Annotated in this window: 21 protein-coding genes and 2 pseudogenes; 13 read left to right on the forward strand and 10 right to left on the reverse strand. The window is 61.9% G+C overall.

What is annotated here, in order from left to right; translation table 11 throughout:
- Positions 1-128 precede the first annotated feature (128 nt).
- The 9 genes and pseudogenes from FO013_RS20675 (at position 129) to FO013_RS20715 (ending at position 8,930) form a co-directional block, all read left to right on the forward strand.
- Entirely contained in the window at positions 129-704 is a 576-nt protein-coding gene (locus tag FO013_RS20675) for a hypothetical protein (protein ID WP_143924453.1), read from the forward strand.
- Positions 704-2,305 (forward strand): GMC family oxidoreductase, encoded by a 1,602-nt coding sequence (locus FO013_RS20680; protein ID WP_143924471.1) that lies wholly within the window; start codon positions 704-706, stop codon positions 2,303-2,305. The genes FO013_RS20675 and FO013_RS20680 overlap by 1 nt, the downstream gene beginning before the upstream one ends.
- A gap of 11 nt (positions 2,306-2,316) precedes the next feature.
- Positions 2,317-2,916: pseudogene (locus tag FO013_RS20685) on the forward strand (FAD-binding oxidoreductase); the annotation flags it as partial.
- A gap of 142 nt (positions 2,917-3,058) precedes the next feature.
- Entirely contained in the window at positions 3,059-3,289 is a 231-nt protein-coding gene (locus FO013_RS20690) for a hypothetical protein (protein ID WP_143924455.1), read from the forward strand.
- A gap of 115 nt (positions 3,290-3,404) precedes the next feature.
- Positions 3,405-4,163, forward strand: a complete 759-nt coding sequence (locus FO013_RS20695; protein ID WP_186293246.1) for an HpcH/HpaI aldolase family protein — start codon at positions 3,405-3,407, stop codon at positions 4,161-4,163.
- A 284-nt stretch (positions 4,164-4,447) separates the two neighbouring features.
- Positions 4,448-5,305: an ABC transporter permease gene (locus tag FO013_RS20700; RefSeq protein ID WP_143924456.1), complete on the forward strand. Its 858-nt coding sequence runs from the start codon at positions 4,448-4,450 to the stop codon at positions 5,303-5,305.
- A gap of 20 nt (positions 5,306-5,325) precedes the next feature.
- Positions 5,326-6,345, forward strand: coding sequence for an ABC transporter substrate-binding protein (locus tag FO013_RS20705; RefSeq protein WP_143924457.1), 1,020 nt, complete (start codon positions 5,326-5,328; stop codon positions 6,343-6,345).
- 13 nt (positions 6,346-6,358) lie between these two features.
- Complete coding sequence (locus FO013_RS20710) at positions 6,359-7,138, forward strand: ABC transporter ATP-binding protein (protein WP_143924458.1); 780 nt, start codon at positions 6,359-6,361, stop codon at positions 7,136-7,138.
- Positions 7,139-7,280: 142 nt separating this feature from the next.
- Positions 7,281-8,930 (forward strand): M24 family metallopeptidase, encoded by a 1,650-nt coding sequence (locus tag FO013_RS20715; RefSeq protein ID WP_143924459.1) that lies wholly within the window; start codon positions 7,281-7,283, stop codon positions 8,928-8,930.
- A gap of 159 nt (positions 8,931-9,089) precedes the next feature.
- On the opposite strand, the gene FO013_RS20720 is transcribed toward FO013_RS20715, so the two are convergent.
- From FO013_RS20720 to FO013_RS20760, 9 genes are all read right to left on the reverse strand, one after another.
- Positions 9,090-11,243 carry an aldehyde dehydrogenase family protein gene (locus tag FO013_RS20720; RefSeq protein ID WP_143924460.1) on the reverse strand — a complete coding sequence of 718 codons (2,154 nt, stop codon included), beginning with the start codon at positions 11,241-11,243 and terminating at the stop codon, positions 9,090-9,092.
- Between the two features lie 122 nt (positions 11,244-11,365).
- Positions 11,366-12,313 (reverse strand): 5-dehydro-4-deoxyglucarate dehydratase, encoded by a 948-nt coding sequence (kdgD, locus tag FO013_RS20725; protein WP_143924461.1) that lies wholly within the window; start codon positions 12,311-12,313, stop codon positions 11,366-11,368.
- 106 nt (positions 12,314-12,419) lie between these two features.
- A complete protein-coding gene (locus FO013_RS20730) occupies positions 12,420-13,298 on the reverse strand; it encodes a LysR family transcriptional regulator (protein WP_143924462.1) in 879 nt (292 codons plus the stop codon).
- Positions 13,299-13,390: 92 nt separating this feature from the next.
- Entirely contained in the window at positions 13,391-14,509 is a 1,119-nt protein-coding gene (locus FO013_RS20735) for an alcohol dehydrogenase catalytic domain-containing protein (RefSeq protein WP_143924463.1), read from the reverse strand.
- Positions 14,506-15,213: a phosphonatase-like hydrolase gene (locus FO013_RS20740; protein WP_143924464.1), complete on the reverse strand. Its 708-nt coding sequence runs from the start codon at positions 15,211-15,213 to the stop codon at positions 14,506-14,508. Before FO013_RS20740 ends, FO013_RS20735 begins: the two co-directional genes overlap by 4 nt.
- Before the next feature lie 83 nt (positions 15,214-15,296).
- Positions 15,297-16,976, reverse strand: a complete 1,680-nt coding sequence (phnE, locus tag FO013_RS20745; RefSeq protein WP_143924465.1) for a phosphonate ABC transporter, permease protein PhnE — start codon at positions 16,974-16,976, stop codon at positions 15,297-15,299.
- Positions 16,976-17,935, reverse strand: a complete 960-nt coding sequence (gene phnC / locus FO013_RS20750; RefSeq protein WP_260848308.1) for a phosphonate ABC transporter ATP-binding protein — start codon at positions 17,933-17,935, stop codon at positions 16,976-16,978. Before phnC ends, phnE begins: the two co-directional genes overlap by 1 nt.
- An 11-nt stretch (positions 17,936-17,946) precedes the next feature.
- Positions 17,947-18,933 (reverse strand): phosphate/phosphite/phosphonate ABC transporter substrate-binding protein, encoded by a 987-nt coding sequence (locus FO013_RS20755; protein WP_260848309.1) that lies wholly within the window; start codon positions 18,931-18,933, stop codon positions 17,947-17,949.
- 44 nt (positions 18,934-18,977) lie between these two features.
- Positions 18,978-20,162: a TIGR03364 family FAD-dependent oxidoreductase gene (locus tag FO013_RS20760; RefSeq protein WP_143924466.1), complete on the reverse strand. Its 1,185-nt coding sequence runs from the start codon at positions 20,160-20,162 to the stop codon at positions 18,978-18,980.
- 205 nt (positions 20,163-20,367) lie between these two features.
- Here FO013_RS20760 and FO013_RS20765 point away from each other — a divergent pair, with 205 nt between their 5' ends.
- Both FO013_RS20765 and FO013_RS20770 read left to right on the forward strand, forming a co-directional pair.
- Complete coding sequence (locus FO013_RS20765; protein WP_143924467.1) at positions 20,368-21,135, forward strand: GntR family transcriptional regulator; 768 nt, start codon at positions 20,368-20,370, stop codon at positions 21,133-21,135.
- 58 nt (positions 21,136-21,193) lie between these two features.
- Positions 21,194-22,591 (forward strand): FAD-dependent oxidoreductase, encoded by a 1,398-nt coding sequence (locus tag FO013_RS20770; RefSeq protein ID WP_143924468.1) that lies wholly within the window; start codon positions 21,194-21,196, stop codon positions 22,589-22,591.
- A 55-nt stretch (positions 22,592-22,646) separates the two neighbouring features.
- Here FO013_RS20770 and FO013_RS20775 read toward each other — a convergent pair whose 3' ends face one another.
- Positions 22,647-23,945, reverse strand: a complete 1,299-nt coding sequence (locus FO013_RS20775) for an Nramp family divalent metal transporter (RefSeq protein WP_143924469.1) — start codon at positions 23,943-23,945, stop codon at positions 22,647-22,649.
- 1,030 nt (positions 23,946-24,975) lie between these two features.
- Between FO013_RS20775 and FO013_RS20780 the strand changes: the two genes are divergently transcribed.
- Together FO013_RS20780 and FO013_RS22695 are read left to right on the forward strand one after the other, a co-directional pair.
- Entirely contained in the window at positions 24,976-25,305 is a 330-nt protein-coding gene (locus tag FO013_RS20780; RefSeq protein ID WP_143924470.1) for a hypothetical protein, read from the forward strand.
- A gap of 79 nt (positions 25,306-25,384) precedes the next feature.
- Positions 25,385-25,682: pseudogene (locus FO013_RS22695) on the forward strand (hypothetical protein); the annotation flags it as partial.

A 25,682-nucleotide genomic window follows, 5' to 3' on the forward strand; every position in this document is an offset into this window, starting at 1 on the left:
CCTGTTTATCGCCTCGTGAGAATAAGGATAGTGCTCGGTGGTCCAGTTCACATAAGTTGCTTATGACCGGTTCGGCAATGGTGCCCGGATCCCCCGGGGCACCAGCAGAGGAGCAAAGGAGCACCCACATGGCATTCCCTGCCAAATTTCCGTCGCTGAACGCGATGGAGATGACCGATGAGGCCCGACAGACTCTTGTCAGAGTGCTGAGAGTGGCATTTCCACACGAGAATTTTCCCGATGGCCCGTACGAACGGACTGCCGACAAGATCCTTGTCGAAGCCGACGCCGAGACCTGGTTTCGGGTGGCTCTCATCCAAGGACTGCAGTCACTTGATCAGCTCTCCGACAAGAGCTTCTGCTCACTGGGTGACGATGAAGCACTGCGGGTGCTGCGCCGGGTCGAAGGCACGGAGTTCTTCGGGTTCGTCCGCCGCACCGCAGCGCTCGGTCTCTACGACGATGAAGAGGTGTGGGAGATCCTGGGATATCAAGGACCGTCGTTCGACCTCGGCGGCTATGTCCATCGAGGATTCAACGATCTGGACTGGCTGCCCGAACCGCGCATCCTCTATCCGGAGGGCGAGGACCTGCCGGAACTCGGCCCAGGTGCACACCTGGGACCGCAGACGGTCAACGTGGCAGACGAATCGACGAATCAGCCGAGCGCTGAGCAGGCCGAGATGGGCGAGGTGAAGAAATGATGGCAGCGAAACCAGCGTCCGGCGGCAGTGTCACCGGCTACAGCATCGACAAGAACGACGAAGCAGTCGTCATCATCGGGTCAGGCGCCGGAGGTGGCACGCTCGCGTATGAGCTGACGGCCAAGGGAATTCCCGTCGTCGTCCTCGAAGCAGGTCCCCATCTGGGACATGACGATTACGTCAACAACGAATGGGAAGCGTTCAACCAGATGGCCTGGCTGGATCCGCGGACGACGACCGGATCGTGGCGAATCGCGCAGGACTTCCCCAACCTGCCGGCATGGATCGTCAAAGCCGTCGGAGGCACGACGACCCACTGGTCTGGAGCCACCCCGCGTTTCAAGAATCATGAGTTCCGTGCCCGCAGTGCCTATGGACGCATCGAAGGAGCCAATCTCCTCGACTGGCCGATCACACTCGAAGAGATGGCGCCGTACTACGACCGAGCCGAGAAATCGATGGGCTCGACACACGTCCACGGACGTCCGCCCCTGCCGGCGAACAATAACTACAAGGTCTTCGCCAACGGCGCCAAGGAGGTCGGGTACCGCTACTACGCCACCGGCCCCTATGCGACCAATGCCGAGGAATACGATGGTCGTCCCGCTTCGATCCAGGATGGCTTCAACTTCCAGGGAGACAAGAACAAGTCGAAATGGTCGACCCTGGTCAGAGAGATCCCACGAGCGGCGGAGACGGGCCTGCTCGATCTCCGTCCCGATTCTCAGGCTGTCCAGATCACCCATGATTCAGAAGGGAAGGCCGACGCCGTCCTCTACCTCGACGGGGAAGGAAATCTGCAGCGTCAGGCCGCCAAACTGGTGTGCGTGGCCGGAAACTCGATCGAAACGTCCAGGCTGCTGCTCCTCTCGGGCACACCGAGCTTCCCCGACGGGCTCGCGAACTCCTCGGGACAGGTGGGGCGAAACTACATGCGCCACCTCACCGGGACAGTGTGGGGACACTTCGACAAGCCCGTGCGAATGTACCGGGGTGAGACCATGGCCGGCGTCATCGCCGACGAGTCGATCCACGATCCCGACCGTGGATTCGCAGGAGGCTACTACATGGAGACGATCTCACTGGGCCCGGCCTTCATGTCGGCATTCGTCGAGCCCGGCGCCTGGGGTCCTGACTTCGCCGCGCTCATGGATCGCTACCTCAACACGGCTGGCATGTGGATCGTCGGAGAGGACCTGCCGCAGGAGTCCAACCGGATCACACTGAACACCACAGTCAAGGATCAGCACGGTCTTCCCGTACCGAACGTCCACTACGACGATCACGCGAATGACCTGGCAATGCGCGAGCACGGCTACGCTGCAGGCGAGAGCGTCTACAGGGCGGTCGGGGCGCAGACCTCGCATCGGACACCGCCGTATCCGTCGACGCACAATCTGGGCACCGCGAGAATGAGCGAACGACCTGAGGATGGCGTGGTCGACAAATGGGGTCGCTCCCATGATGTGAAGAACCTCTTCATCTCCGACGGTTCGGTCTTCACCTCAAGTGCGGCGGCCAATCCGACACTGACCATCGTCGCACTGGCGATCCGGCAGGCGGAATACATCGCCGAACAGCTGCGGACTCAGCAGCTTTAGGAAGGAACCACATGTCCCTGCTTTCTCCCGCCGACACGGGACTCATCGATCATCTGCGGGCCGCAGCTGATGAGGTCGGCACCCGCGCCAGCGACCGGCTGGCCGCCGCACACGACGCTTCCCACTACCTGTTGACACCGCAGGCCGTGGTGAAGCCGAGGAACCGTGAGGAGGTGGCGGCACTGTTCTCGGCCTCATGGCAGAGCAGAGTGCCGATGACCTTCCGCTCCGGTGGGACCAGCCTGTCCGGGCAGTCCGTCTCGGACGGGGTGCTCGTCGACATGAGAAGGCATTTCAGGGACATCGACGTCCTCGACGACGGTGCCCGGGTCCGCTGCGGCCCCGGGGCCGTGGTCAGGGCTGTGAACGCGCGGCTCCTGCGGCATGGGCGGAAACTGGGGCCGGACCCGGCCAGCGAGATTGCCTGCACCATCGGAGGAGTCGTCGCTAACAACTCCTCCGGCATGGCCTGCGGGATCGAAGCGAACACCTATCGGACGCTTGACTCGCTCGTGCTCGTCCTTCCCAGCGGAACCGTTCTCGACACCTCGGCGGCAGACGCTGATGAGCAGCTGCGGAGACGGGAACCAGTTTTCCACGCGGGTCTGCTCGCGCGAGGGACGGGGCCGAGGTGTGCTCTCGACCGAGCATCGTCTGCCGTCGATCACTCTCCACCCGACATGCTCCTCGACCCAACTGGGAATCAACGAGGACCTGACAGCGCTCGCCGGATCCATCGCCGATGAGGTCAGCGTGCCCGATTCCTGGGGGTGCTGTGCCTTCGCTGGGGACCGGGGGATGCTCCATCCCGAACTCACCGCCTCGGCGACGAAGGACGAGGCGGCCGAGGTCGAATCGATCGGCGCGGACGTTCACGCCTCGACGAATCGGACGTGTGAGATCGGGATGACACGGGCGACGGGGAAGCCGTATCGCCACATCCTCGAAGCACTCGACGATCTTGTGGAAGCGAGCAGTGCATGACACTGTGCGGGTTCCATGCGGAGCTGGTTCTGCTGTTGATCCGACCAGACCACATGGATGATCCGGATGCCGGGCATACCTGGCGTCAGGGTGGTCGGTGTGATTCGATGCACATATGACTGAAGCATTGAAAACACATCGCGCTCGCCTCGCCGCTGGAGAGGTCTACAACGGACTGTGGATGATGTCGACGAGTCAGGAGCTCGCGAAGGTCGGATCGGCCGCAGGGTATGACTATGTGTGCCTCGACATGCAGCACGGCTTCACTCGTCCCACAGATATCCTGCGGCTCACAGATGCCATCCGTGCCAGCGGATCCGCCCTGGTCACTGCCCGGGTTGCGGCGAACCGCTTCACAGAGATCGGGATGCTCGCCGATGCCGGAGTTGAAGCCGTCATCGTTCCGTTGGTCTCCTCCGTCGCTGACGCCGAGGCGGCAGCCGCTGCACTCGACTACCCGAGCCGAGGCGGCGACCGCTCCTGGGGCCCGACCGCCGAGCTCATGCACGATGCGGTGCAGGACACTCGTGACGAGCGCCCACTGCTCTTCGTCATGATCGAGAACAGGGAGGGCCTGGCCAACGTCGAGAAGATCTGTGAGGTTCCCGGAATCGACGGTGTCTACATCGGACCGGCCGACCTCGCCTTCGCAGTCGACTCGCTCCCCGGGCAGTCAAACGACGCCCACGCCGAGGCTGTCGCTCGGATCCGCACAGCAGCTGATGCAGCCGGTGTCATCCCAGGCATCCACTGCGGTGATGGTGCGGAGGCCAGGACTCGCAAGGAACAGGGCTTCCGGTTCATCACCTCGGCGGGGGACATCGGTGCTGCCGGACGTGCCTTCCGGGAGGACTTGGCGACAGCGCGGGGCTGAGCGTCCGTGCTTCTTGCGTAACAAATGTTGGCGGTCGGGGATTTCGGATTTGCGATCCGGGGCCCCGACCTCCTTCTGTCATCTCTGAAATGCGTGATGAGCCATGCAGAAGCGACGCCACGAGACTCAATGCTCAATCATTCCTTCAGGGTATTGAAAAATGCGAAAACAATCTTGGACATGCATCGTTACGTCACGAATACTGGAATGCATCACAGTAGTTCCACGTCAAAAATGCACTGCCAATGTCGTTCATGGACCAGGACCCAATGGAGGGATCGCCGATGACAACCACACCTCGCATCGAAGCCGATGCAGTTCAACACGTGGAAGCCGGCCCACCACCGGTGAGTCCGCCGAAACCGCCGAAGCAGTCCCTGATCAAGTCTGAGTCAGTCTCTGCAGGCATCAAAGCAGTCGTGGGGCTCGCTGCGCTGTTCGCGCTCTGGGAACTTGTGGTTGTCATCTTCGACTTTCCGAAGTATCTGCTGGTCGGTCCGATCTCTGCATTCGAGGAGCTTTTCACCAATCCTGGCTATTTCGCGGTCAATGCTCTGACCACCCTGCAAGAAGGCCTCGCGGGCTTCGCCCTCGGTACAGCGCTGGGTGTTCTGTGCGGGGCGCTGCTCTACTATGCCTCGTTCCTTCGGCCCTTCCTCTACCCGGCGCTCATCGCCATCGATACGATTCCGAAGGTCGCGCTGGCGCCCCTATTCATCGTGTGGTTCGGCTTCGGCTTCGAATCGAAGGCTTTTGTGGCCATGGCCATCGCATTCTTCCCGCTCGTCATCAATACATTCGACGGGCTGAATTCGGTGCCCAACGAACTTCAGGATCTGGCGCGTATCAACCGTGCATCGAAGCTGAAGAAGATGATGAAGATCGACTTCATCTATGCGCTCCCTTCGATCTTCACCGGCGCGAAGATCTCAATCTCGCTTGCCGTCGGCGGTGCGGTTGTCGGTGAGTTCATTGCGGGTTCCAAAGGACTCGGTTACGTCATTCTGCTGGCCAACGCCCAGGTGGACCTGCCGTCGATGTTCGCAGCCTTCATTGTTCTTGCAGCCATTGCTCTTCTGCTCTTCTTCATCATCGACCTCGTGTCGAAGAAGTTGCTGCCGTGGAAGAACTACACGAAATGAGGCACGGAACGATGCATATCATGAAGAAGCTTCTTGTTGCTCCGCTCCTCCTTTCCGTCGTGGGTCTGGCAGCTTGTGCACCCGAGGACGGCCTCGACGACTTCAACCTCATGGTCGACGTCGCCTATCTGCCCAAGCACGCACCGTTCTTCGCCGCCGAGGCGCAAGGGTTCTTTGAAGAAGAAGGCTTCGACGTCTCGCTCATGCCCGGGTCAGGTTCGACGAACACGGTGACCTCGGTCGAGACGGGGCGAGTCGACGCCGGTTGGGCCGACTTCGGCGCCACGATCCTCAGCCAGGGCAAAGGGGCACACGTCAAACAGGTGAACCTGCTCCAGGCGCGCTCGGCCTATGCGACGATTGCCCTCGAAAGCTCAGGTATCGAATCCTGGGAGGACATGAAGGGCAAAACCGTCGCCACAGAAGGTGCCGGAGCCATGACGGCCATGTGGCCACTCGCAATCGAGCGGAGCGGACTCAAAGAGGAAGACGTCAACGTCGTCCACGCGGCAGGTGAGTCGAAGATACCCGGACTTCTGGCAGACCGGTGGGATGCCAACCTTGCCCTCTACGTGTCGGATGAGCCCGCGCTCATGGCGCTGGGCGAGAAGGCGACCATACTCAAATGGTCCGATGTGGGAATCGACCTCTACGGCAACGGAATCGTGGTCTCAGACGACGCTCTCGCCAACGAGCCTGAACGAGTCAAGAAGTTCAACAGGGCCATGCAGAAAGGTTTCCTCTGGGCATGTGAGAATCCAGAGCAGACCGCCGAAGACTTCACAAAGGAAGTCCAGGGCTATGAAGCAGACACTGTGACCTATGCGCTCAAGTCTCAGTGCGGACTCAACTGGGCCACCGGAGATGCCGATGATCAGTTCGGCACGATGAGTGACGACGGCGTCCAGCAGATGCTCACCGTGGCCACCGACTTCCTGGGCCTCGAAGATTCTACCGAGCTCACGGTCGATGACATCTATTCCAATGACTACATCGATCCGATTCGCCACGACGAAGACGTAGCGGCCCCCACCAAGTGAATGGAGAACCACCATGACCGCTGATTACGCGATCTCAGTCAATAACGTCGGTAAGACCTACACCTCTCGAGACGGTCAGGAGAACGTGGTCCTCAAAGATCTCGATTTCCACGTCAACCCCGGAGAGTTCGTCTCGATCGTCGGGCAGTCAGGCAGTGGAAAGACCACACTGCTCAATACCATCTCCGGACTTCAAGAGGCCACGGAGGGAGAGATCCTCATCCGTGGTCGCGAGATCAGCGAGGCTCTCAAGGATATCGGCATGGTGTTTCAGAGCCCGGTGCTCCTGCCATGGCGCAACAACCTCGATAACGTGCTGTTGCCCTTGGAGTTTCGTGATGCCGTCACTCCGGAGTCCAAGGACTATGCCATGGAACTGCTGCACATGGTCGGACTTGGGGAGAAGGCGACCCGATACTCCTACGAACTCAGCGGCGGCATGCAGCAGCGAGTCGCCATCTGCCGGGCATTGGTTTCGCGTCCGGAGATCCTGCTCATGGACGAGCCCTTCGGTGCCCTCGACGCCATGACACGCGATTCGATGAATTTCGAGATCCAACGCATTTGGCGCCGTACGGGCTGCAGTGTCCTCTTCGTCACCCACAGCATCTCCGAAGCGGTGTGGTTGGGAGACCGCGTTGTGGTTGTCGGCGACCGTCCCGGACGCATCATCGCCGACGTCAAGATCGACATCGAACGTCCGCGCGCGAAGGAGCACAAGTTCTCGGAAGACTTCGCCCACTATGTCGCGGAAATCGAATCCCACATCGGAGTGACGGCAGGAATCAGCTGAGCGGACTGCCCGCCCAGCCTTCTCGGCCCGACGAACACACCTGACGGATGGCCGACCGTCCGAAATCCATTCGACTTCGGATGCCATTCGCACCGCAGGAGACGAGCGAGTCTCACGAAACACATATGGAGATGGATACACAATGATCAAACTGACAACAGACAAGACGCGCCTGGCGGATTCCTTCGGACTGAATGCCCAGAAGAGTCTGCTGTTCTCTGCGATTCGGCTTGATTCGAGCCCACTGGTCGCCCCGATCATCGCTGATACCGCTGAGGGTGAGGTTCTGCTTGTACGTCAGCAGGAACAGGGAAACGCGCTGTCCGCCGGAGTTCCGAAGGATCGAATGAGGTTCTATGCGCCATGGGTGACAATCGACCCGCGGATCGTCGCCGACACCCCCGCATCTGCTTCACTGACAACTCTGGTGGGCGAGCTGGCTGATGGCGAACAGATCGGTCTTGCATCCGATGTCGTCATGAAGCACTACTCGGCTCTATCGAAGAGCCTCGACGTCGTTGCCGACAAGCAGCCGACCACTCCGGTCGTGGCCTACGAGGTTGACACCGAGGCTGTGCTCGAACGGTTCGCACAGTGGCGCCGGCTCGGAGCCGAGACCGCCAAGAGGGTCATTCAGGACGTCGACCATCTTTCGGGTCTCGCCAAGGAGATCCAATCAGAGACCGATACGCGCTATGAGGCATTGCAGTCTCTGGCGACGAACGAGAGTCTCGATGCCGTCCTCATCTCCGCACCCCCGAACTTCAGCGAAGTCGTCGGAGCTCGGCAGGGCGGGGACCAGCTGGCCCTATGGTCTGCACACGATGAAAAGCTCTATGTGCTCGCACCCGAAACCGCTCATGGCGTGGGAGGCACTCCGGTTGGTCGGTTCGCCGGGTACGGCGCCGGCGCCGTGGCTCTTGCACACGGCACTCAGATCGGCGTCGAGGAAGAATGGATCCCGACCGGACTGGTGCTGGAGCTGGAATCCGAAGGTGCCAACGTGAGCGAACTGTCGACTCCGCTCGGACACTGGCGGGACATCCGTGATCACGAAGATCTGGGATTCCAGGTCGTCGCTGCCAGGTGTAGCGTCTTCGCCATCGAGGAGGCGCTGAGCTGGGCCAAAGACTCGTTGGCGGCAGGCGAGGAATTCACCGAGCTGGACATCTATACGCGTTACGTCGATAAGATCGTCGAGTTCCGGACGGACAATGCGATTCCCTTCGCGATCGAGCCCTATTTCACGAATCTGCATTCATCGAACCGGATGCTCTTCCCCGGGCCTCCGGTCGATTTCCCGATCAACGACGACACCAAGTGCATTCAGCTTGACGCCGGTGTGCGCATCACCTTCGACGGTGTCACCGTTGCGACATCTGACATGGCACGTTCCCTGCCGCGCACCGAGGGTGCGATACAGGCCTATGAGTTCTTCTTCGATGTCGTCCGTGAGGGCATCATCGGTCAGCTGAAGCCCGGGGTAGTCTGCGAAGACGTCCACGAAGGGACCTTGGACTACCTGGCACCCCACCTCGAGCGCATGGTCGAAATCGGCATGCTCGGAGAGGACGTGGACTTCAACACGGAGTACCGCAAGCGCAATGTCGGACACCTCATGGGCAAGCAGGAATCGTTCGCCAATGAACTGCGGCCCGGGTACAAACACGTGCTGCAGGTCGGATCCTTCGGCGCAGCGGAGATTCCATGGCGCTATGGCGATGTCGCGATCGGCACAGAAGATCTCTGGTACGTCGGCAACGATCGCACGTATATCCTCTCGAAGCGCTGAGACAGGCTCCTCGCAGGCACAATAGGGCGGGCACTTCCGAATAGGAAGTGCCCGCCCTATTGCGTTGAAAGTATGCGGGGAGGATCTGTCACCAGGCAGCAAGGCACAAATGAAGCGGCCCGGTCGTGACATCGACCGGGCCGCTGTGCTGTTGTGCTCTCAGCCTTTGAGTTTGATGACTGCTTCGATCTCGACCGGTGAGTTCGCAGGGAGGCGGGGAACTCCCAGTGCGGTCCTTGCATGCCGGCCGGCTTCACCAAGTGCGTCGACGAGGAGCTTCGACGCACCCTCCGCGACGATCGGATGCTTGCTGAAGTCGGCTGGGCTGGCCACATAGACGTTGAGTTTGGCGATGCTCTCGACGTTCTCAAGACCGAGGTTCGTTTCCAGTTGAGCGATGAGGTTGACCGCGCACAGCTGAGCCGCTGCGATACCGTCCTCGACGCTCAGGTCGTCACCGACGACACCTTGGACCGGAACCTCACCGCCCTGCTTGGCGATCTGTCCCGAAACGAAGGCGAGATCCCCCGCGACGGTGACCGTCTTGTAGCTGTAACTGGCTGGATTCGCCTCGGGAAGGTCGAACCCGAGATCGCCGAGGCGACGACGTACTCCCTCGGAGACGGACTCGCTCGCTGCGTTCGCAGGAGAGTCCCCTTGTTGGTCCCCACCCTGCCCGGGGGTGTACCTGCCATCGACGGCGCGACCGATTCTCCAGGGATTCGACTGCTGGAGAACTGACGGCAGAATCGCATCGGGAATGTTCTGATAGGCAACAGGCCGAAGGAAGCGCTCGATCGCGGTGGCACCCACCGAGGTGGTCTGGGGAGCCGAAGTCGCAGGGAACGGTCCGCCGTGGATCATCGCATGACCCACATCGACGCCGGTCGGCCAGCCGTTGACGATGATCCGACCGACTTTGAGCTCGAGCTCTGACACCAATGCGTGCGCAGTTGTGCTGTCCAGTTCGCTCATCTGCAGCGTCGCGGTCAGCTGTCCTTCGAGTTCCGTGACGACAGGTGCCAACTGGTCGGTGGTCTCGTAGCGCACGATGAGAGCGGCCGATCCGAAGATCTCATTCTGCAGCTCTGCGTTCGAGGTGAAGTCCTTGACCGAGACGGTGAAGACGGCGGGGCCCGGGGCGTTGAGAGTCTTGCCGTCGGCTCCCTGTGCTAGTGCCGTGACGCCGGGTTGAGCCGCAAGCTGATCGACACCTCGCTGCCAAGCTTCGGCGATGGACGGGGTGAGCATCGTCTGCCCCGTTGCCTCCGAGAACTCCTCCGCAATGTGCGCGGTCAGCGCATCTCCACGAGCGCCAGTGGGGACGAAGAGAATCCCTGGGGAGGTGCACAACTGACCCGAAGAACCGGTCACGGACGTGAAGAACCCTCGGGCCACCTCGGCGACGTCATCTGCGATCGCACCGGGGAGCACGAAGACGGGGTTGATCGAGCTCATCTCCGCATACACGGGGACCGGCACTGCCCGCGCGGCAGCGGTGGCGGACAGAGCCAGACCCGCAGTCCTGGAGCCGGTGAATCCCACTGCAGCGATCCGAGGATCGGCCGCCAGCTGCTGGCCGACCTGCGCGCCGGAACCGTAGACAAGCGAGAAGACACCGGGGTTGAGATCATTGTCGGCAACGGCGCGGGAGATCGCTGCTCCGACCAGTTCGTTGGTGCCGGGGTGAGCGTTGTGCGCCTTGACGATGACCGGGCAGCCGGCGGCCAGTGCTGAAGCAGTGTCACCGCCTGCCGTGGAGAACGCGAGTGGGAAGTTGCTGGCTCCGAAGACGGCAACCGGCCCCAGCGGCACCTGACGCTGACGGATATCGGGTCGAGGCAGCGGTGCGCGATCCGGAAGCGCAGGATCAATGCGCACACCGTGGGCATCGCCGAGGAGGACGACCGATGCGAAGAGGCGCAGCTGATTGGCCGTCCTGGTGATTTCTCCGTTCAATCGTCCGGCGGGAAGTCCGGTCTCCTGGCCTGCCCGTTCGACGATGACGTCCGCGGCGGCTTCGATGTTCATCGCAATGTCTGTGAGGAACTTCGCTCGGAGTGTGGGGGAGATGCTCCGGTAGGAGGCGAAGGCTGTGTGTGCCCTGGCGATGGCGGCAGAGACCTGCTCCTCGCTCAGAAGCGTGAACTCGGGTTCCAGTTCCTCACCGGTCGCAGGATTGACCGCGCGTGCGGTCCCGCCCTCTCCAGGAGTCTTCGTACCGGCGACGATCGAGGAGCCGGAGATTGGCGGGGTTGAGATTGGCGCATCGGTGTTCGTTGTGGTCTTCGTGTCGGTGAGCTGAGTCGTCATGAGTGACCTCTTTTCGGTTGAACGATATCGGCGCCGACCGGCTCAAGCCGATCGGCGCCGATCTGTGGTTGTGCAGCTGTATCGGTGGTTCTGGTGCGTTGGTGCCTGCAGTCTGGTACAGGTCAGGCGACCGCGGAGGTAGTGCGGTCGAGTTGAATTCCGGCAGCAGCCAGCACCTGTTCGAGATCCCGTAGATCGGTCTGTGTGAGGTTCTGCAGGGGAGGTCGGACCGGGCCGCAGTCTCGACCGATGACCTTGAGGCCGCCCTTGACGATGGAGACGCCGTAGCCCGCGACACGATCTCGGATCTTCGAGTACGGAAGCACGAATGAATTGAGCTTCTCCGTGACTGCAGCACGATCCTGGCGACGGACCGCGGAGTAGAAGTCAAGGGCGAACTCAGGCGCGAAGTTGAACATCGCCGACGAATAGGTGCTCATCCCGAGCTGGAGCAGAGGCAAGGCGTAGACCTCGGCTGTGGGCAGGCCGCCGAGGTAGAAGAGACGGTCGCCGGTGCGGGCGTAGACCTTGGTCAGCTGTTCGATGTCACCGATGGCGTCCTTGAAGCCGATGAAGTTCTCATGGGTGTCGGCGAGTCGTTCGACGGTCTCAGGTGAGTAGACGGCGTTGGCTCGGTTGTAGACGATGACGCCGATTTTCGTGGCCGCACAGATGGCTGACACATGTTCGAAGAGGCCGTCTTGGCTGCACTCGGTGAGGTAGGGCGGGAGGACGAGGAGGCCTTCGGCACCAACCGCCTCAGCGTCGATCGCATTCTGCACAGCTTGAGCGGTGGCCCCGCCGGCAGAAGCGAGCACCGGCACCTCCTGGCGGGAGGTCGAGACGGCCAAGCTGACGACTTCCTTGGCTTCAGCAGGGGTGAGACTGAAGCCCTCGCCGGTACCACCGGCTGCGAAGAGCCCAGCGACATCGAAACTTGACTGCCAGGCGATGTGGTCGGTGTAGGCATCGGCATCGATCGTCAGGTCGGAGGTGAAGGCGGTTGCGGGGAAGGAGAGGAGACCGTCCTTGAGGTGGTCGGCGAGTTCTTGAGGCAGGTAGTTGGCCACGGAATGACGTCCTTGTTAGTCGGGATGATGATCCCACTGTAGGAACGCCGAGTGATTCCTGTCCAAGATTATTTATATATGCATTGATGCTCTAGAAGTATCGCTTCTATTCGTCGCGGATGAGGCTGAGGACTTCCTTCAGTGCGGGGTTGCGCGACTCGGGATTCCAGATCGCGTGCAACTCCACGACATCACGTGGGGCGCCTCGCAGCGGCACGTATGTCACGCCTTCCACGCCGAGGCGCGCAGCGGATTCGGAGACGACGGCGATACCTCGGCCAGCGGCCACGAGATTGACGATTGTGAGAATCTGGCTGAGGGAATGGGCGACCTCATTGGCCTCGACATCAATGTAGCGAACGGTGAGGTCGTAGAAGTATCGAGCTTTCGTGGCATCATGCATGAGCAGCCTCTGCCCGGAGATGTCCTTCGTCGCAATCGACTCCCGTGCAGCGAATTCGTGATCCGATGGGACTGCGAGGACCAGTTGTTCCGAGAGAACAAGGGCAGCGTCGATGGTCTCCGGTATTCTGCCCACCCGGCCCAGGCCGATATCGATCCGACCTTCCGACAGCGCCTTGATCTGCTCGGCAGTGACCATTTCGGCGATCTCGACGCTGACGCCTGGAAGTCGCTGCGCCAGTGTGGACACCAAACTGCCGAGGACGCCGAATGTCGAGACCGCTGTGCAGCCGATGGTGATCTGCCCCCACGAACCCTCGGCGATCTTCTGCGCGCGCCGAGGTGCGCGTTCGACAGAGGCAAGCAGGCCGTAGGCCTCTGCGAGGAAGGCCTCGCCCGCTGGCGTCAGGGTCACCGTGCGATTGTTGCGTTCGAAAAGATGGACACCGATGGACTTCTCGAGCTTCTGGATCTGCCGACTCAACGGCGGCTGAGTCATATTGAGTTCCTCAGCGGCGCGTCCGAAGTGGAGATTTTCGGCCACAGCGATGAAGCCGGTGACCTGGGCTAGGGTGAACTGCATTGCTCGCTCGATTTCTTTCGGGGTCTCGTGCCGCTGCTGTTCTGCAGTGTATCCGCCGCCCCCACCTCTCACCTTGCTGGAAGCACCACCTCTCACCCGCCGATGTGCACCACGGTTCGCAGCCCCGGACTTGGCTCTGCGAACTCCTGAGCCAGTTCTGCCAGTTCGATCGGGCCGCCGAGGATGTTCTCCCACGGCATATCACTGCCGTCAGTCGCCAGGAAGGCGACGGCTTCCTGCAGGTGGTGGGGTTCGAAGTTGTGCACACCCGTGATGGTGCGCCAACCTCGCACGAGCTGTTCGGGGCTGATCTCGATGTTCGGTCCCGGGCTCACGCTTCCGGCGAGAACTGCGGTACCGCCGATTCCCAGGCTGGCCACACAGGTCTCTACGCCCGAGGTGGTGCCGGAGAGTTCGAGTGCAACATCGACATCCGCAGGCATTTCGTCTTCCATGATCGTGCTCGCCCCGGAGAATAGAGCAAGATCCTGTCGCCGCGGCGTAGGGTCGAAGGCGAGCACCTCGGCGGCGCCGCGGGACTGGGCCGCTGCGACTGCGGTGAGCCCCAGCATTCCGAGTCCGTTGACGAAGACCCGTCGGCCTCGCAGATCACCGGCGGCCTCCAGCATCGCCATGACGGTGGCGACGGCACACCCTGCTGTGGAGGCCACAGCGTCGGGCACCGAATCCGGCACCGGGACGGCTGCCACGCCGGCGGGCAGGTGGATGTGTGAGGCGTAGGTGCCGGACAGTGCCCAGCCGCTGTCGGTGGATTCGTGACCGACCTTCGCTACCGACTCGCATTTTGCGCTGAGTCCGCGCCTGCAGTTCTCGCATTCCCCGCACACCGAGGTGACAGAGAAGACCACACGCTGGCCGAGCGGGAGGCCCGCCCGCGAATCTTCGACCACACCGACACCCTCGTGGCCGAGCACGGAGGGGCATGCTCCGGGGCGACGCCCGCGCACGGTGTGCCGGTCTGAGCCGCAGACAGTGGCAGTGCTCAGGCGGATGAGGCTCTCGCCCGCAGCAAGTTCGGGACGGTCAAATGACCGAGTCTCGAACTGATCCCCGCCGAGCCAGACGACGGCCTGGGCCGTGTCTGCGACGACTTCGACATTCGCCGAGGTCCTCGCCGTCACTGAGGTGTCGGCCGGGGAAGCCTGAACCGGAGGCTGTGACTGAACCCGCGATTGAACCTGCGCCGTCACTGGTTCACCCCGGCTGAGATTGCGGCTGAAGACGGCAGGTCGGCCAGAGCGTCGGGAAGCTCCGCGGCGGAATCGAGAACGAGGTGGGCACCTTCGGCGGCGAAGTCCTTCCGGCTCAGGTGGCCGGTGAGGACACCGATCGAGGTGACTCCGGCGCGCAAGGCCGACTGCACATCCGCCGAGGTGTCACCGACGCTGACGACCGCTGCCGTGTCCTCCGCGCCGAGTTCCTTCATGACCCTCTCGATCATGTCGGGTGCCGGCCGACCTGCCTCGACCTCGTCGCCGCAGGCGGATGCGTCGAAGGTCTCGCCCTGCTCCCATCCCATAGAAGCGAAGATGAGATCGGCGATCTCCCGAGCGAACCCGGTCGTCAGAGCGACCTTGATGCCTTGTTCGCGCAGAGTCGTCAGTGCTTCCTCGATCCCGGGCAGAGGCTTCGGCGGATTGTCGGTATAGGTGCGGCGCAGTTCCTGTCGGAACCATTCCCAGGTCTTCTCGTGGAGATCGTCATCGACGTCGACCCCGCCGAGGCGGAGCAGATTTTCGATCGCCCACTTCTTCTCAGTGCCCATCCACTTCTGGAACACCTCGTCCGTGTAGTTCGCACCTTCGCGTTCCGTGGCCTCCCGCAGAACGCGGTAGACCTCGTCTCGGTCGTCGATGGTGGTGCCGGCCATGTCGAATACGGCGAGTTCAATCATGGTGTTTCTCCTTCTGTGGTGGATCGATGCGTGTCTGTGGTGGATCAATGCGTGCAGGTGGGATGAGTGAGATGACGGGACTGTCAGCGGACGGCCTGGCGCAGCCACATCGACAGTGCCTCGACTGCGAGGACGACAGCGACCATGAGGATGAGCACCATGGTGACCACATCGAACTGGTTGACCCGCGAAGCGTTGAGCAGCAGGAATCCGATGCCTCCGGCCCCGACGACTCCGAGGAGTGTGGCTGAGCGGATGTTGTTGTCGAGTAGGTACATCGTGTGAGCGACGAAAGCCGGTGCCGCCTGGCGCAGCGTGGCCGAGAAGAACACCTGTGCCTCGCTGGCGCCGGTCGCGCGCATTGCCTCTTGCACCTGAGTGTCCGTCTCCTCGAGCGAATCGGCGATGAGCTTCGAGAGCAGGCCGATCGCGCCGATGGACAGAGCCAAGGTGCCGGCGACCTCACCCAGGCCGGAGATGACGACGAAGATGATCGCGAGAATGAGCTCGGGAATGCCGCGCACTATCACGATGATCACCCTGAATGTCTGGTGCACATAGGCATTCGCCACGGCGTTGCGGGCGGCGAGGATGCCGATCGGTATCGCGAGGACAGCGCCGATGAGGGTTGCCGCGAGCGAGATCTGGATAGTCACCAGCAGTGCTTCGACGAGGTTGGACATGGTCCCGCCAGTCGATGGCGGGAAGAACAGCGCCAGGGTCTTCGGCAAGTCGAGAAGCCCCTGCAGGAGTGCTGACCAGGACACATCCACGCGCCACAGGGCCGCAAGAGTGAAGATCACAATGAGCGCAATCGAGAGGAAGCGCTTGAACCGGGCCGAACTCCACGGCGGAGTCAGATGGAGATCGTTGACACCCGATTCGCGACCACGGTTGAACAGGCGATCGACCCAGGTGCCGCCGGTGATCCTCTGTCCGGCCGATCTCATCAGCGCTGCCCGGATAGCTCCCGAGAGCAGCTCGATGCCGATGCACAGCAGCAGGACCAGCACGGCCAGTGCCATGCCTCGCTGATAGTCAAGCGTCCGCAGGGAATCGGCGATCGCCAACCCGATGCCGCCCACGCCGACGTAGCCCAGAAGCACCGAGGTGCGCAGATTGATGTCGAACCGGTGCAGCGCCGTCGCGATGAGCTGCGGCATCAGCGTCTGTGGAATGGCCGCCATGATCTGCTGAGCACGGCCGGCGCCGAGGGACTCCATCGACTCACGTGGGCCATCGTCGAGTTCCTCGATTGAATCGGCGTAGAGCTTGGCGATCATGCCGACCGAGTGGATGCCCATGGCGATGATTCCGGCGGTGGCTCCGAGGCCGAACATGCGCAGGAAGATGATCGCGAGCACCAGATCGGGGATTGCCCGAGCCAGCACGGTCAGAGCGCGTGCGACCCACTGCGAGGTGACTCCCCACCGGGTCGGCCCGGCGGCGGCCAGAGACACCGGAATGGAGAGTGCGACAGAGAGCAGCGTGGCGAGGAAGACGATGGCCAAGGTCTCGAACACCAGCGACAGAATCTCTGACACAGGCGGGAAGTCGAGAGGGAACACGCGGGCAAGGAAACGTCCCGCATTGTCGACGGAGTCGACGATGGTGCCCAGATCGATGCCGAGAGAACCGATCGACCACACGCCTCCGATGATCAGGACGATCATCACGAGGGCGGCGGCGATGCCGTGCCCGGTCGGACGCGGACGCGCCGGCGGCGCCGGAGCCTCGGGCGAGGTCTCGACGAGCGTGGGCATCAGCGAGTCACACCTGACGCGGCCGCGGGGCGCAATGCGCTGACATGATGTGAGGCGCTGACTCTAGGTGATGTGATCGTCGGGTCTGACGAAGCGGACGAGGACTCGGCCTCTGCTCGGTAACCGACCGCAGCCTCGGCGAGGTCCATTCCGGAGACGCTCGAATAGATCGTCGACGCCTCTTCGGCGCTGAGACCCTCAGTCGCGCGATCGAGGACCGCCTGCCCGGTGCGCAGACCGATGATCCGATCTGCGAACTCGATGGCCAACTGGACCTGGTGGAGTGAGGCGATGACGGTGAGCTTGTCTTCTTCGGCGATCTGTCGCAGCAGGTTGATCACGTCGAGGGCTGAGACCGGATCCAGCGAGGCCACCGGTTCATCGGCCAACAGCACTGTGGGGTGCTGCATGAGTGCGCGGGCGATGGCCACGCGCTGCTGCTGACCTCCGGAGAGAGTGTCCGCGCGCTGGTAGGCACGATCGGCAAGACCGACACGGTCGAGCTTCTCGATGGCCTCTCGTCGCACGGACTTCGGGTACATCATCAGCGAGATGCGCGGCCCCTTGAGCGAGCCGAGCTGCCCGGCGCAGACGTTCTCCAGCACGGACATCGGACCGACGAGGTTGAAGGACTGGAAGATCACGCCGATGTTCCGGCGCAGCTCCCGCAGTCCGCGCTTCCCTGTCGAATTCAGGTCTTGGCCCAGGACTCGCACCGTTCCCGAGGTGGGGGTGTGCAGGCCGTTGATGTGACGCAGGAGCGTCGACTTCCCCGAGCCGGACAGCCCGAGCAGGACTGTGACCCTGCCGGCACGGAATCCGATGTTGACGTCGTCGAGCCCGAGGACTCCGCCGCCGAAGTCCTTGGTCACGTGGTCGAGTTGGACGGCGTAGATATCGTCGATCTCTCGCTGAAGTTCAGCGGTCTTAGCGCTGCTGGTATTTCGATGATTGCTCATGGGCGTCTCTCCTAGCCGACGTTCTTGCAGGCGTCTGCCTGGGTGGCGTCGCAGATGTCTCGGATGGAGTCGAAGTCGGAGTCGTCGACAGGCTTATAGCCGTATTCGATCTCCTCGGGCAGGACGCAGTCGTCCTCGGAGGAGCAGATGCCGGCATCGACCATGGCCGGAATGTTTGCCTTATCGCGCAGGACGGTCGTGATCTGCTTGGCCAGTTCAGGATCGAGGGATTCGTTGTTGACGGCGATCGGGTCCTCAGTGATGGGATCGGACTCCCACACCGGTTCCAGGCTGCCCGCCTTCACCTGCTCGGACTCTTCGAGGGTTCCCAGCATGGTGTCGTGGGCGAAGGCCGCATCGCATTCTCCGGAGTCCAGGGACAACAGCGAGGCGTCATGACCGCCGGTCAGAATCTGCTTCATGTCCTGCTCCATATCGAGGCCCTCGTCCATGATCCCCTTCATCGGGACGAGGTAACCGGAGGTGGAGGCCTTGTCGACGAAGCAGACGTTCTTGCCCTTGAGGTCCTTCAGGCCTTTGATGTCCGAGCCCTTCTTGACGTAGGCCAGAGATGTGTAGGCCGGGGCCTTGTCTGCGTCGTGGGTCGGAGCGGCTGCCGGCTCCATGTCGATGCCTGAGTCCTTGGCGATGACATAGGCGAACGGGCCGAATGAGGCGGCATCGATCTGGCCTGCGCGCATCCCCTCGATCACGGCCGCGTAGTCGGAGGCATTCTGGAACTCGACCTTCTTGCCGGTCTCCTCCTCGAGCAGAGCGGTGACGTTCTCGAAGGTCGACTCCAGTGTGGAGGAGGATTCGGCTGGGACTGCTGCGAAGGTGATGGTGTCGCCGTCGTCGCCGGAGGAGCCGCAGGCGGCGAGCAGTGGGAGAGCGAGTGCTGCGGCCGTGAGAGAGCGGACGGTGCGGGAACGGAAACGTGGGAACAGGGCCATGTGCGGCCTGCCTTTCGAGTGGTCGGGGTGATCGCTTGGTGCCATTCTTCGACAACTCGAAACAACATGTCTATACAATTCGTGCCTGTTCACCGATCGGACATGACAACTTCACCGGCGGTTGGGGTGAGGGGAGATGAATGCGGCGCAGGTCTCGTCCCCGTCGCGACTGTTTCCCCACCGAGGATGCGGTCCGCGATCCCGAAGGACAGGGTCATCCCGATGCCCGAGGTGACCACAGCGACCGTCGTCTGCTCATCAGGGCGCTCGAGGATCAGGTTCGTCTCGGTGCTGTCCGCATACCGGCCGAGCCACCGCTGGCGAACGACCGGCGCGTCGATGCCGAGAATGTTGGTGGCGCGGTTCAGGAGGAGGTCCGCGACGCGCTCGTCGATGAAGGGTTCGGGGCTGAGGTCGTAGGCGTGGGAGTCGCCGATGAGCAGTCCGTCGGCGATGTCGGTGACCATGAGGTTGGCGATGACATCGACGAGCTCGGGTTCCTGCTGGGCGAGATCCTTGCGCAGAGCCGATGCCCCGGGCATGGCAGCGAACCCGTCGTAGCGGGCCAGTGAGGTGCCCGTGAGCATGGCGAACCCGGTGGGGGTCTGCTGCGGTCGCTCGATCAGGGACATGACGAGGGAGCAGATGCGCACCCCATGTGTCTCGGCGATCCTGGGGAACAGGGAGGTCAGCTGATAGCCGGGACAGACGACGACCTGCTCACCGTGGACATCGCCCCGGTTGGTGGACACGGTGCCGCCGGCCACCTCGGTGACGGTGGTGTTCCAGGTGAAACCGACACCTTCACGGGCCAACCAGTCGGCGATTGCGGGGGCGGCCTCGCGCGGGTCGACCCGCATGTCCAGGGGCAGGTGCGCCCCGCCGATCGCGCCCAGGCTCGGGTTCCCGATGGCCGCAGCCACCTCCTCGGCGCTGAGCATCGTTGCCTGATCCGGACCACGGTGATCGGCGAACTCCTGGAGGATCAGAAGCTCGGGTTCGGTCATGGCGGGGATGAAGGAACCGGTCTCTGCGGCCCAGATTCCGGTCGCGGCGGCGACCTCTCGCCAGCCGGCACGAGACTTCATGGCCAGGTCCTGGGCTGCGTCTGCCTGTCCGGTGAAGCACGCGTGTCCGAAGTTCTGGATGGATGAGCCCACAGGGCGAGCCGAGCGGTCGATGACATGGACCCTGCGGCCCTGCTGGTGTGCGCGGAATGCGGTGGCCAGGCCCAGGATTCCGGAGCCTACGATGATGAGATCTGATTTCGACATTCCCCCATCTTGGTCGCTTTCTGCCGTACGATGACTACATGTATGTACAAGTTTGATGATTGTTCATCTGAACGTGATGTCGAAGATCCCGAGGAGCACTCTCGGTTCATTCGGCAGGAATAGGAAGTAGAGGAGAGCCCCGCTCGAACAGCAGCACAGTTGGAAGCACGTGTCCCCATCCCCGACCCCGACGAGACCAGCACACATGACTCAGCAGCACACGCGACAGCAGCACGACGAGATCGCACACTACCTGCGAACGGCGATTCGTGAAGGCTACTTTCAGCCCGGGGACGAACTTCCCTCCGAGGCAGAGCTCACCCGGAAGTTCACCAGCTCCCGCGGCCCGGTTCGACAGGCGATGTCGACCCTGCGGACCGAAGGGCTGATCTCCTCCGGGAGAGGGCGCCGGACGGTTGTCCTCGACAATGTGCCCACTCAGTCCTTCGACGACATCATCTCGTTCTCCCAGTGGTGCCACAACGCCGATATCGTCCCGGGTCAGCGCACACAGTGGGTCACTCGCAGGCCCGCCGAGAAGTCCCTGGCGGCGAGCCTGCGCATCCCCGACGGTGATCCGGTCGTCTCCGTGTTCCGGCTCCGTCTCATGGATGATGTGCCCACCATGGTCGAGCGTTTGAACTATCCCCTCGAGGTCGGGCGCCACGTGCTTGCCTTCGACACCGACTCAGGTTCGATCTACCAGGAACTCATCGACCAGGGCGTCGACATCAGCCGAACCTCACGGACCATCGACGCGATCGGCGCCAACGATGACGACGCCGCACTGCTCGAGGTTCCGGTCGGCACGCCGCTGCTGCGGGTCCGCCGGCGCGCGTTCACAAGCGCCGGCGAACTGATCGAATCCTCGGACGACCGCTATCTTCCGTGGAAGGCCAGCTTCACGATGAACTCCACCAGGGGCAACCCCAGCTCGATGGCCCTGACATCGACCCACCTCGGCGACATCTGATGGCGAGGTCCTCGGAGTAGGCTGGCAGGACCGAACTGTCAGCTGGAAGGAACCCATCATGGCCGAGCACAACAGTGAAGTCGATCAGAGCGAACACGTGGACCTCCTCGTCATCGGGTGGGGCAAGGGCGGAAAGACGCTCGCGGGAACCATGGCCAGGGCGGGTAAGCGTGTCGCCGTCGTTGAGCGCTCCGATGCCATGATCGGTGGTTCCTGCATCAACATCGCGTGCATCCCGACGAAGATCCTCGTCCACGATGCAGAGAACAAGCGCGACTCCGATGACGTCGCCGAGTACTTCGCCAAGGCCGTGAAGCGTCGCGATACCCTGACCGGGGCGATGCGGAAGAAGAACCTCTCCATGCTCGACGATCTTGACTCGGTCCTCCTGGTCTCCGGCCGAGCCGAGTTCACAGGTGAACGCGAAGTCCTCGTCACCGGCGGCACCGACACCATGACGATCACCGCCGACACCGTCGTCGTCAACACCGGCTCGGTTGCAAACATCCCACCGATCGACGGTGCCAAGCTGGGCGGGCGCATCCACGATTCGGAGTCATTGCAGCACGTCACCCCGTTCCCCAAGCGCCTCGTCATCGTCGGCGGCGGCTACATCGGCCTCGAATTCGGCTCGATGTTCACCCACTTCGGGTCACAGGTCACCGTCCTCGACCACGGGCCCCGCCCACTGGCCAACGAGGACGACGACGTCGCCGAGGTAGTCGCCGCGGCGCTGGCCGATGATGGGATCACCATCATCAACAATGCCTCGGTGACCGCAGTCAGCGACGGCACCGAGTCCGCGACCGTCAGCTACGAGATCGATGGAGAGACGAAGACCATCGACGCCGAGGCGGTCCTCCTGGCCGTCGGTCGCAAGCCCGCCACCACGGACCTGGGCCTCGACAAGGCCGGTATCGAGACGAACGAACGCGGTTTCATCACCGTTGACCAGCACCTGCGTGCCTCAGCCGAGGGTGTGTACGCGTTCGGCGATGTCAACGGCGGGCCGATGTTCACCTACATCTCCCTCGACGACAACCGCATCCTGGCAGACCAGCTGCTCGGTGAGGGCAAGCGGTCGACGAGGGACCGCGGATCCGTGCCGTACACGATGTTCCTCACCCCACCCGTGGCCCGTGTCGGCCTGAGTGAGAAAGACGCGCGCGAACAGGGCTATGAGATCAAGGTCGGAGCGAAGGCGATGGCTGATATAGCAGCAGCACCCCGCGCGAAGATCGAGGGCGACCCCCGCGGCATCGTCAAATTCGTCGTCGACGCGAAGACGGACCGCATCCTCGGTGCCGCACTCGTGCACGTGCACTCACAAGAGGTCATCAACACCGTGGCCCTGGCGATGCGCCACGACGTCACCGCCACCGAGCTGCGCGACACGATCTACACCCACCCCTCGGCGACCGAGGCACTCAATGAAGTGCTCGGAGTGATGAAGTAGGAATGCATGGGGGCGCGAAGTCGTCCTGTCTCAGCGTCAACCGGCGAACCAGGCGTCACCCAGCGAACCAGCCGACGAACACCTGAATGGTCACCCAGATGGTGAGAAGTGTCGTCGCCACCAGGATGATGTTCTCGAACAGATTGGCCTTGTGCTTGCCGAAATGGCTCGTCTTGTTCGCCAGGATCAGCAGCCCGATGGCCACGAGCGGGACGATGATGGCCTGCAGCCCGGTGACGAACACAGCCATTTCCACAAATCCCGGCATCCCAGGCACGGACCACAGGATGGGGGAGATGAGGATGAAGAGGCTGAACCATTTGAACAGCGGATCATCTTCGAACTTGGTGCCGTACTGTTCGCGCCTTGAGGGGAGGATGATGTGCAGGCAGTCGATGATCACCTTCGGGAAGCCGTTGGCGAAGCCGATGACGCTGCTGTAGAGAATGCCGAAAGCACCCAAGTAGAAGATGACTCCGCCGAAGGCTCCGAGATGAGTGGTCAGGGCTTGAGAGATGTCATCCAGGCTTGAGACCTGGATTCCCTGGGGCCTGAGGATCTCGGCACCCACCACCCAGATGGAAAGGCTGATGACGATGGCCGCGGAGATGCCGAAGAGGATGTCATTGCGCTGCAGCTTCTTGAAGGCAATGCCCTTCCATCCTTTGTCCCGGACGTAATAGGGGTAGAGGAAGTTCGCCATCGAACCCGCTACTGCACCGATGAGGGACAAGGCCACGGCGAAGACGCCGAACGCGCCGGTGTTGGCCGGGATTCCGAAGCCGATGGTTCCCTGGACGAGCTCGCCGACATCGGGGACCGAGTAGATTGCCAGCCCGAGGAAGACCACCGTCATCATTGCCAGCAGGAGCTTCATGCCCTTTTCGATGGTGTTGTAGACGTTGCGGCCGATGACGAAGATGCTGACCACGACGAGAATGCACGACCACAGGAACGGGTTGCCGACAGTGACGATTTTAGCGACCGCCTCACCTGCGCCCTTGATCATGTAGCCATTGAGAAGGTGGCCGCTGATGAGTGCTGCAATGCCGATCGCCCATGGATAGAACCTCGACACATCGTTATAGCCTTCGACGATCGTCTGGTTCTTGATGTTGAGAACCTGATATCTGCCCATGATGTTGACGATGACGAACCTGATGAGAAGAGAGGCGACCAGCAGCCACATCAGGCTGTAGCCGTAATTCGACCCCGACACGGAGGCTGTGACCAGGTCACCGGCTCCCATCATGGCGAGGACGGCGATGATTCCGGGACCGAACTCTCGGAGGCTGCCTAAGAACCTTCGCCGCGTGGGCGGAGCTGTGGTGTGGTTTTCGCTGTTCACTGTCATCGTTTCCTCTTTCGGCGTGCAGTCATGAGTCGGTGTCGTGTTTGTCAGGGCATTCGTGTGCCAGCGCCATGTCGATATGGTCGGTAGCTGTGGAGGGTGCCCCGGGGGAAGAGGCGAGGGAGTCCGAGGTGTTTAAGGTTCGGCTATGTCCGGTGAATAGCGCTTCTTCACGATGCCCCCTGCTGTCATATTTCCCGCGCACTTCCGTGTGCTCGGCGAAATGAATGGCTTCAGCCTACGAAGACGTCTGTTGCACTGTCCAAGGTTTTATTAGCATGTAATAATGCACGGCGGGTATGAGTCCGATCTCCGAGCTGTCGAGCTCCGGAAGAGAACTCCCTCTAGCCAGTCGCCGTTTCCGTGAATAGGGTGGGCCCATGGCGCATCCACAGATGTTCGATGATGACTACTACTCTTGCTGAAGGCAAAGGCGGTAAATCCATACTCGCCATGAGCTTCGCAACCGAGCTTCAGGGCCGAGGCGTCACTGTCGCAGTCGTCGACGCCGTCCGCACGCTCGGCACCTCTCGACTCTGGGTCGATGATCGCGTCAACGCAGGTCTCCCCTGCTTCTCGTCGTTAGCGGAGAGGACAACCTCGTCCGATTCATCCAGAGCCTCGTAGGGCAGTACGACCACGACATCGTCGACGTCAAAGACGGGGACACCACCGAACTGCGTACTGCCGCCGTTGCCAGCGACCTCCTCGTCGCACCAACATCAGGACAACAGGCCGACCTAGACAGCATCGACCGTCTCTCGACATCTGTCGCGGCAGCCCGAGATCTCAACCCGGACCTGGACGTCCTCGTTGTCCTCAACCGAGTTTCACCACAAGGCAAGGCCAGCGAAGTCGAAGACGCGAAAGCCTACCTCTCCGAGTACCCGGAATTCCGTCTTGCAAGTACGGTCCTAGTCACGGCCAAAGCTTGGGACAAAGCCCGATCGGAAGGCAGGGGAGTGGTGGAGATCCCCGGAAAAGCCAAAGCCGCCATGCAAGTCCTAACAAACGAGATGCTTGGAGACGACCAATGACGAAGATCAGCCGCCGCAGCCGTGACATTGACCCCAAGGCTGTCGAGCAATTCGCAGGTGCCGCAGCAGAGAACCCAACTCCGGTGCCTGAGCAATCGACGCCTACTGAGGTGACCCTCGCCCGCCCTGACCTCCCTATGCATAGGCAACGAGCAAAGACAGGCACGAAGGGACCAGGCACTAGCTTTCGCTACAACAAAAGCCAAGGCCGACTCCTTGACTACGCGGTCGAGATGGAAGACATGAAAAAGCAGGAACTCCTCGAATCCCTCGTCTGGCCAATCCTCGAAGAGAAATACGGGGACCAAGTCCCACTCGACGGTTGAGTGGAGATGAAGACGGTGACCACTGGTTAGGCTTCCCTCCCGATAAGATCCTGGCCCTGAAAGGAAAGGAACTCGGATCATGACACAGGACAATGACTCGGCTTACAAGGCTGAATATGACCGGCACTGGAATCAGGCAGTTAAAACACTGACCGCCGCCGCGCGACTCGAACACCCCAGGCATGGCACCGTCGGCTTCGCCGACTTCCTTGCAACAGCGCTCCGAGCCACAGCGGCAAACCTCGAAGATCCACACGCCTTCACTGCCGGACGCCCTGGTTCATGGGAATCCGCACCCCTCAGTGAACTCCTCCACGGAGCCGTCGGTTTGAATCCCCCGTTATATTCATTGTCAAGCAACGGCCGGGCTCTTCTGC

It is taken from the genome of Brevibacterium aurantiacum, from assembly GCF_007558825.1.
Classification (GTDB): domain Bacteria; phylum Actinomycetota; class Actinomycetes; order Actinomycetales; family Brevibacteriaceae; genus Brevibacterium; species Brevibacterium aurantiacum_A.

Excerpts from the sequence above, each read along its gene's own strand:
- phnE (WP_143924465.1), bottom strand. The coding sequence starts at position 16,976 with ATGCCCACGCTCGTCGAGACCTCGCCCGAGGCTCCGGCGCCGCCGGCG.
- FO013_RS20730 (WP_143924462.1), bottom strand. The coding sequence starts at position 13,298 with ATGCAGTTCACCCTAGCCCAGGTCACCGGCTTCATCGCTGTGGCCGAA.
- FO013_RS20715 (WP_143924459.1), top strand. The coding sequence starts at position 7,281 with ATGATCAAACTGACAACAGACAAGACGCGCCTGGCGGATTCCTTCGGA.
- FO013_RS20680 (WP_143924471.1), top strand. The coding sequence starts at position 704 with ATGGCAGCGAAACCAGCGTCCGGCGGCAGTGTCACCGGCTACAGCATC.
- FO013_RS20780 (WP_143924470.1), top strand. The coding sequence starts at position 24,976 with ATGACGAAGATCAGCCGCCGCAGCCGTGACATTGACCCCAAGGCTGTC.
- FO013_RS20775 (WP_143924469.1), bottom strand. The coding sequence starts at position 23,945 with ATGACAGTGAACAGCGAAAACCACACCACAGCTCCGCCCACGCGGCGA.
- FO013_RS20720 (WP_143924460.1), bottom strand. The coding sequence starts at position 11,243 with ATGACGACTCAGCTCACCGACACGAAGACCACAACGAACACCGATGCG.
- FO013_RS20675 (WP_143924453.1), top strand. The coding sequence starts at position 129 with ATGGCATTCCCTGCCAAATTTCCGTCGCTGAACGCGATGGAGATGACC.
- FO013_RS20755 (WP_260848309.1), bottom strand. The coding sequence starts at position 18,933 with ATGGCACCAAGCGATCACCCCGACCACTCGAAAGGCAGGCCGCACATG.
- FO013_RS20705 (WP_143924457.1), top strand. The coding sequence starts at position 5,326 with ATGAAGAAGCTTCTTGTTGCTCCGCTCCTCCTTTCCGTCGTGGGTCTG.
- FO013_RS20770 (WP_143924468.1), top strand. The coding sequence starts at position 21,194 with ATGGCCGAGCACAACAGTGAAGTCGATCAGAGCGAACACGTGGACCTC.
- FO013_RS20740 (WP_143924464.1), bottom strand. The coding sequence starts at position 15,213 with ATGATTGAACTCGCCGTATTCGACATGGCCGGCACCACCATCGACGAC.
- FO013_RS20710 (WP_143924458.1), top strand. The coding sequence starts at position 6,359 with ATGACCGCTGATTACGCGATCTCAGTCAATAACGTCGGTAAGACCTAC.
- FO013_RS20760 (WP_143924466.1), bottom strand. The coding sequence starts at position 20,162 with ATGTCGAAATCAGATCTCATCATCGTAGGCTCCGGAATCCTGGGCCTG.
- FO013_RS20765 (WP_143924467.1), top strand. The coding sequence starts at position 20,368 with ATGACTCAGCAGCACACGCGACAGCAGCACGACGAGATCGCACACTAC.
- FO013_RS20700 (WP_143924456.1), top strand. The coding sequence starts at position 4,448 with ATGACAACCACACCTCGCATCGAAGCCGATGCAGTTCAACACGTGGAA.
- phnC (WP_260848308.1), bottom strand. The coding sequence starts at position 17,935 with ATGAGCAATCATCGAAATACCAGCAGCGCTAAGACCGCTGAACTTCAG.
- FO013_RS20695 (WP_186293246.1), top strand. The coding sequence starts at position 3,405 with ATGACTGAAGCATTGAAAACACATCGCGCTCGCCTCGCCGCTGGAGAG.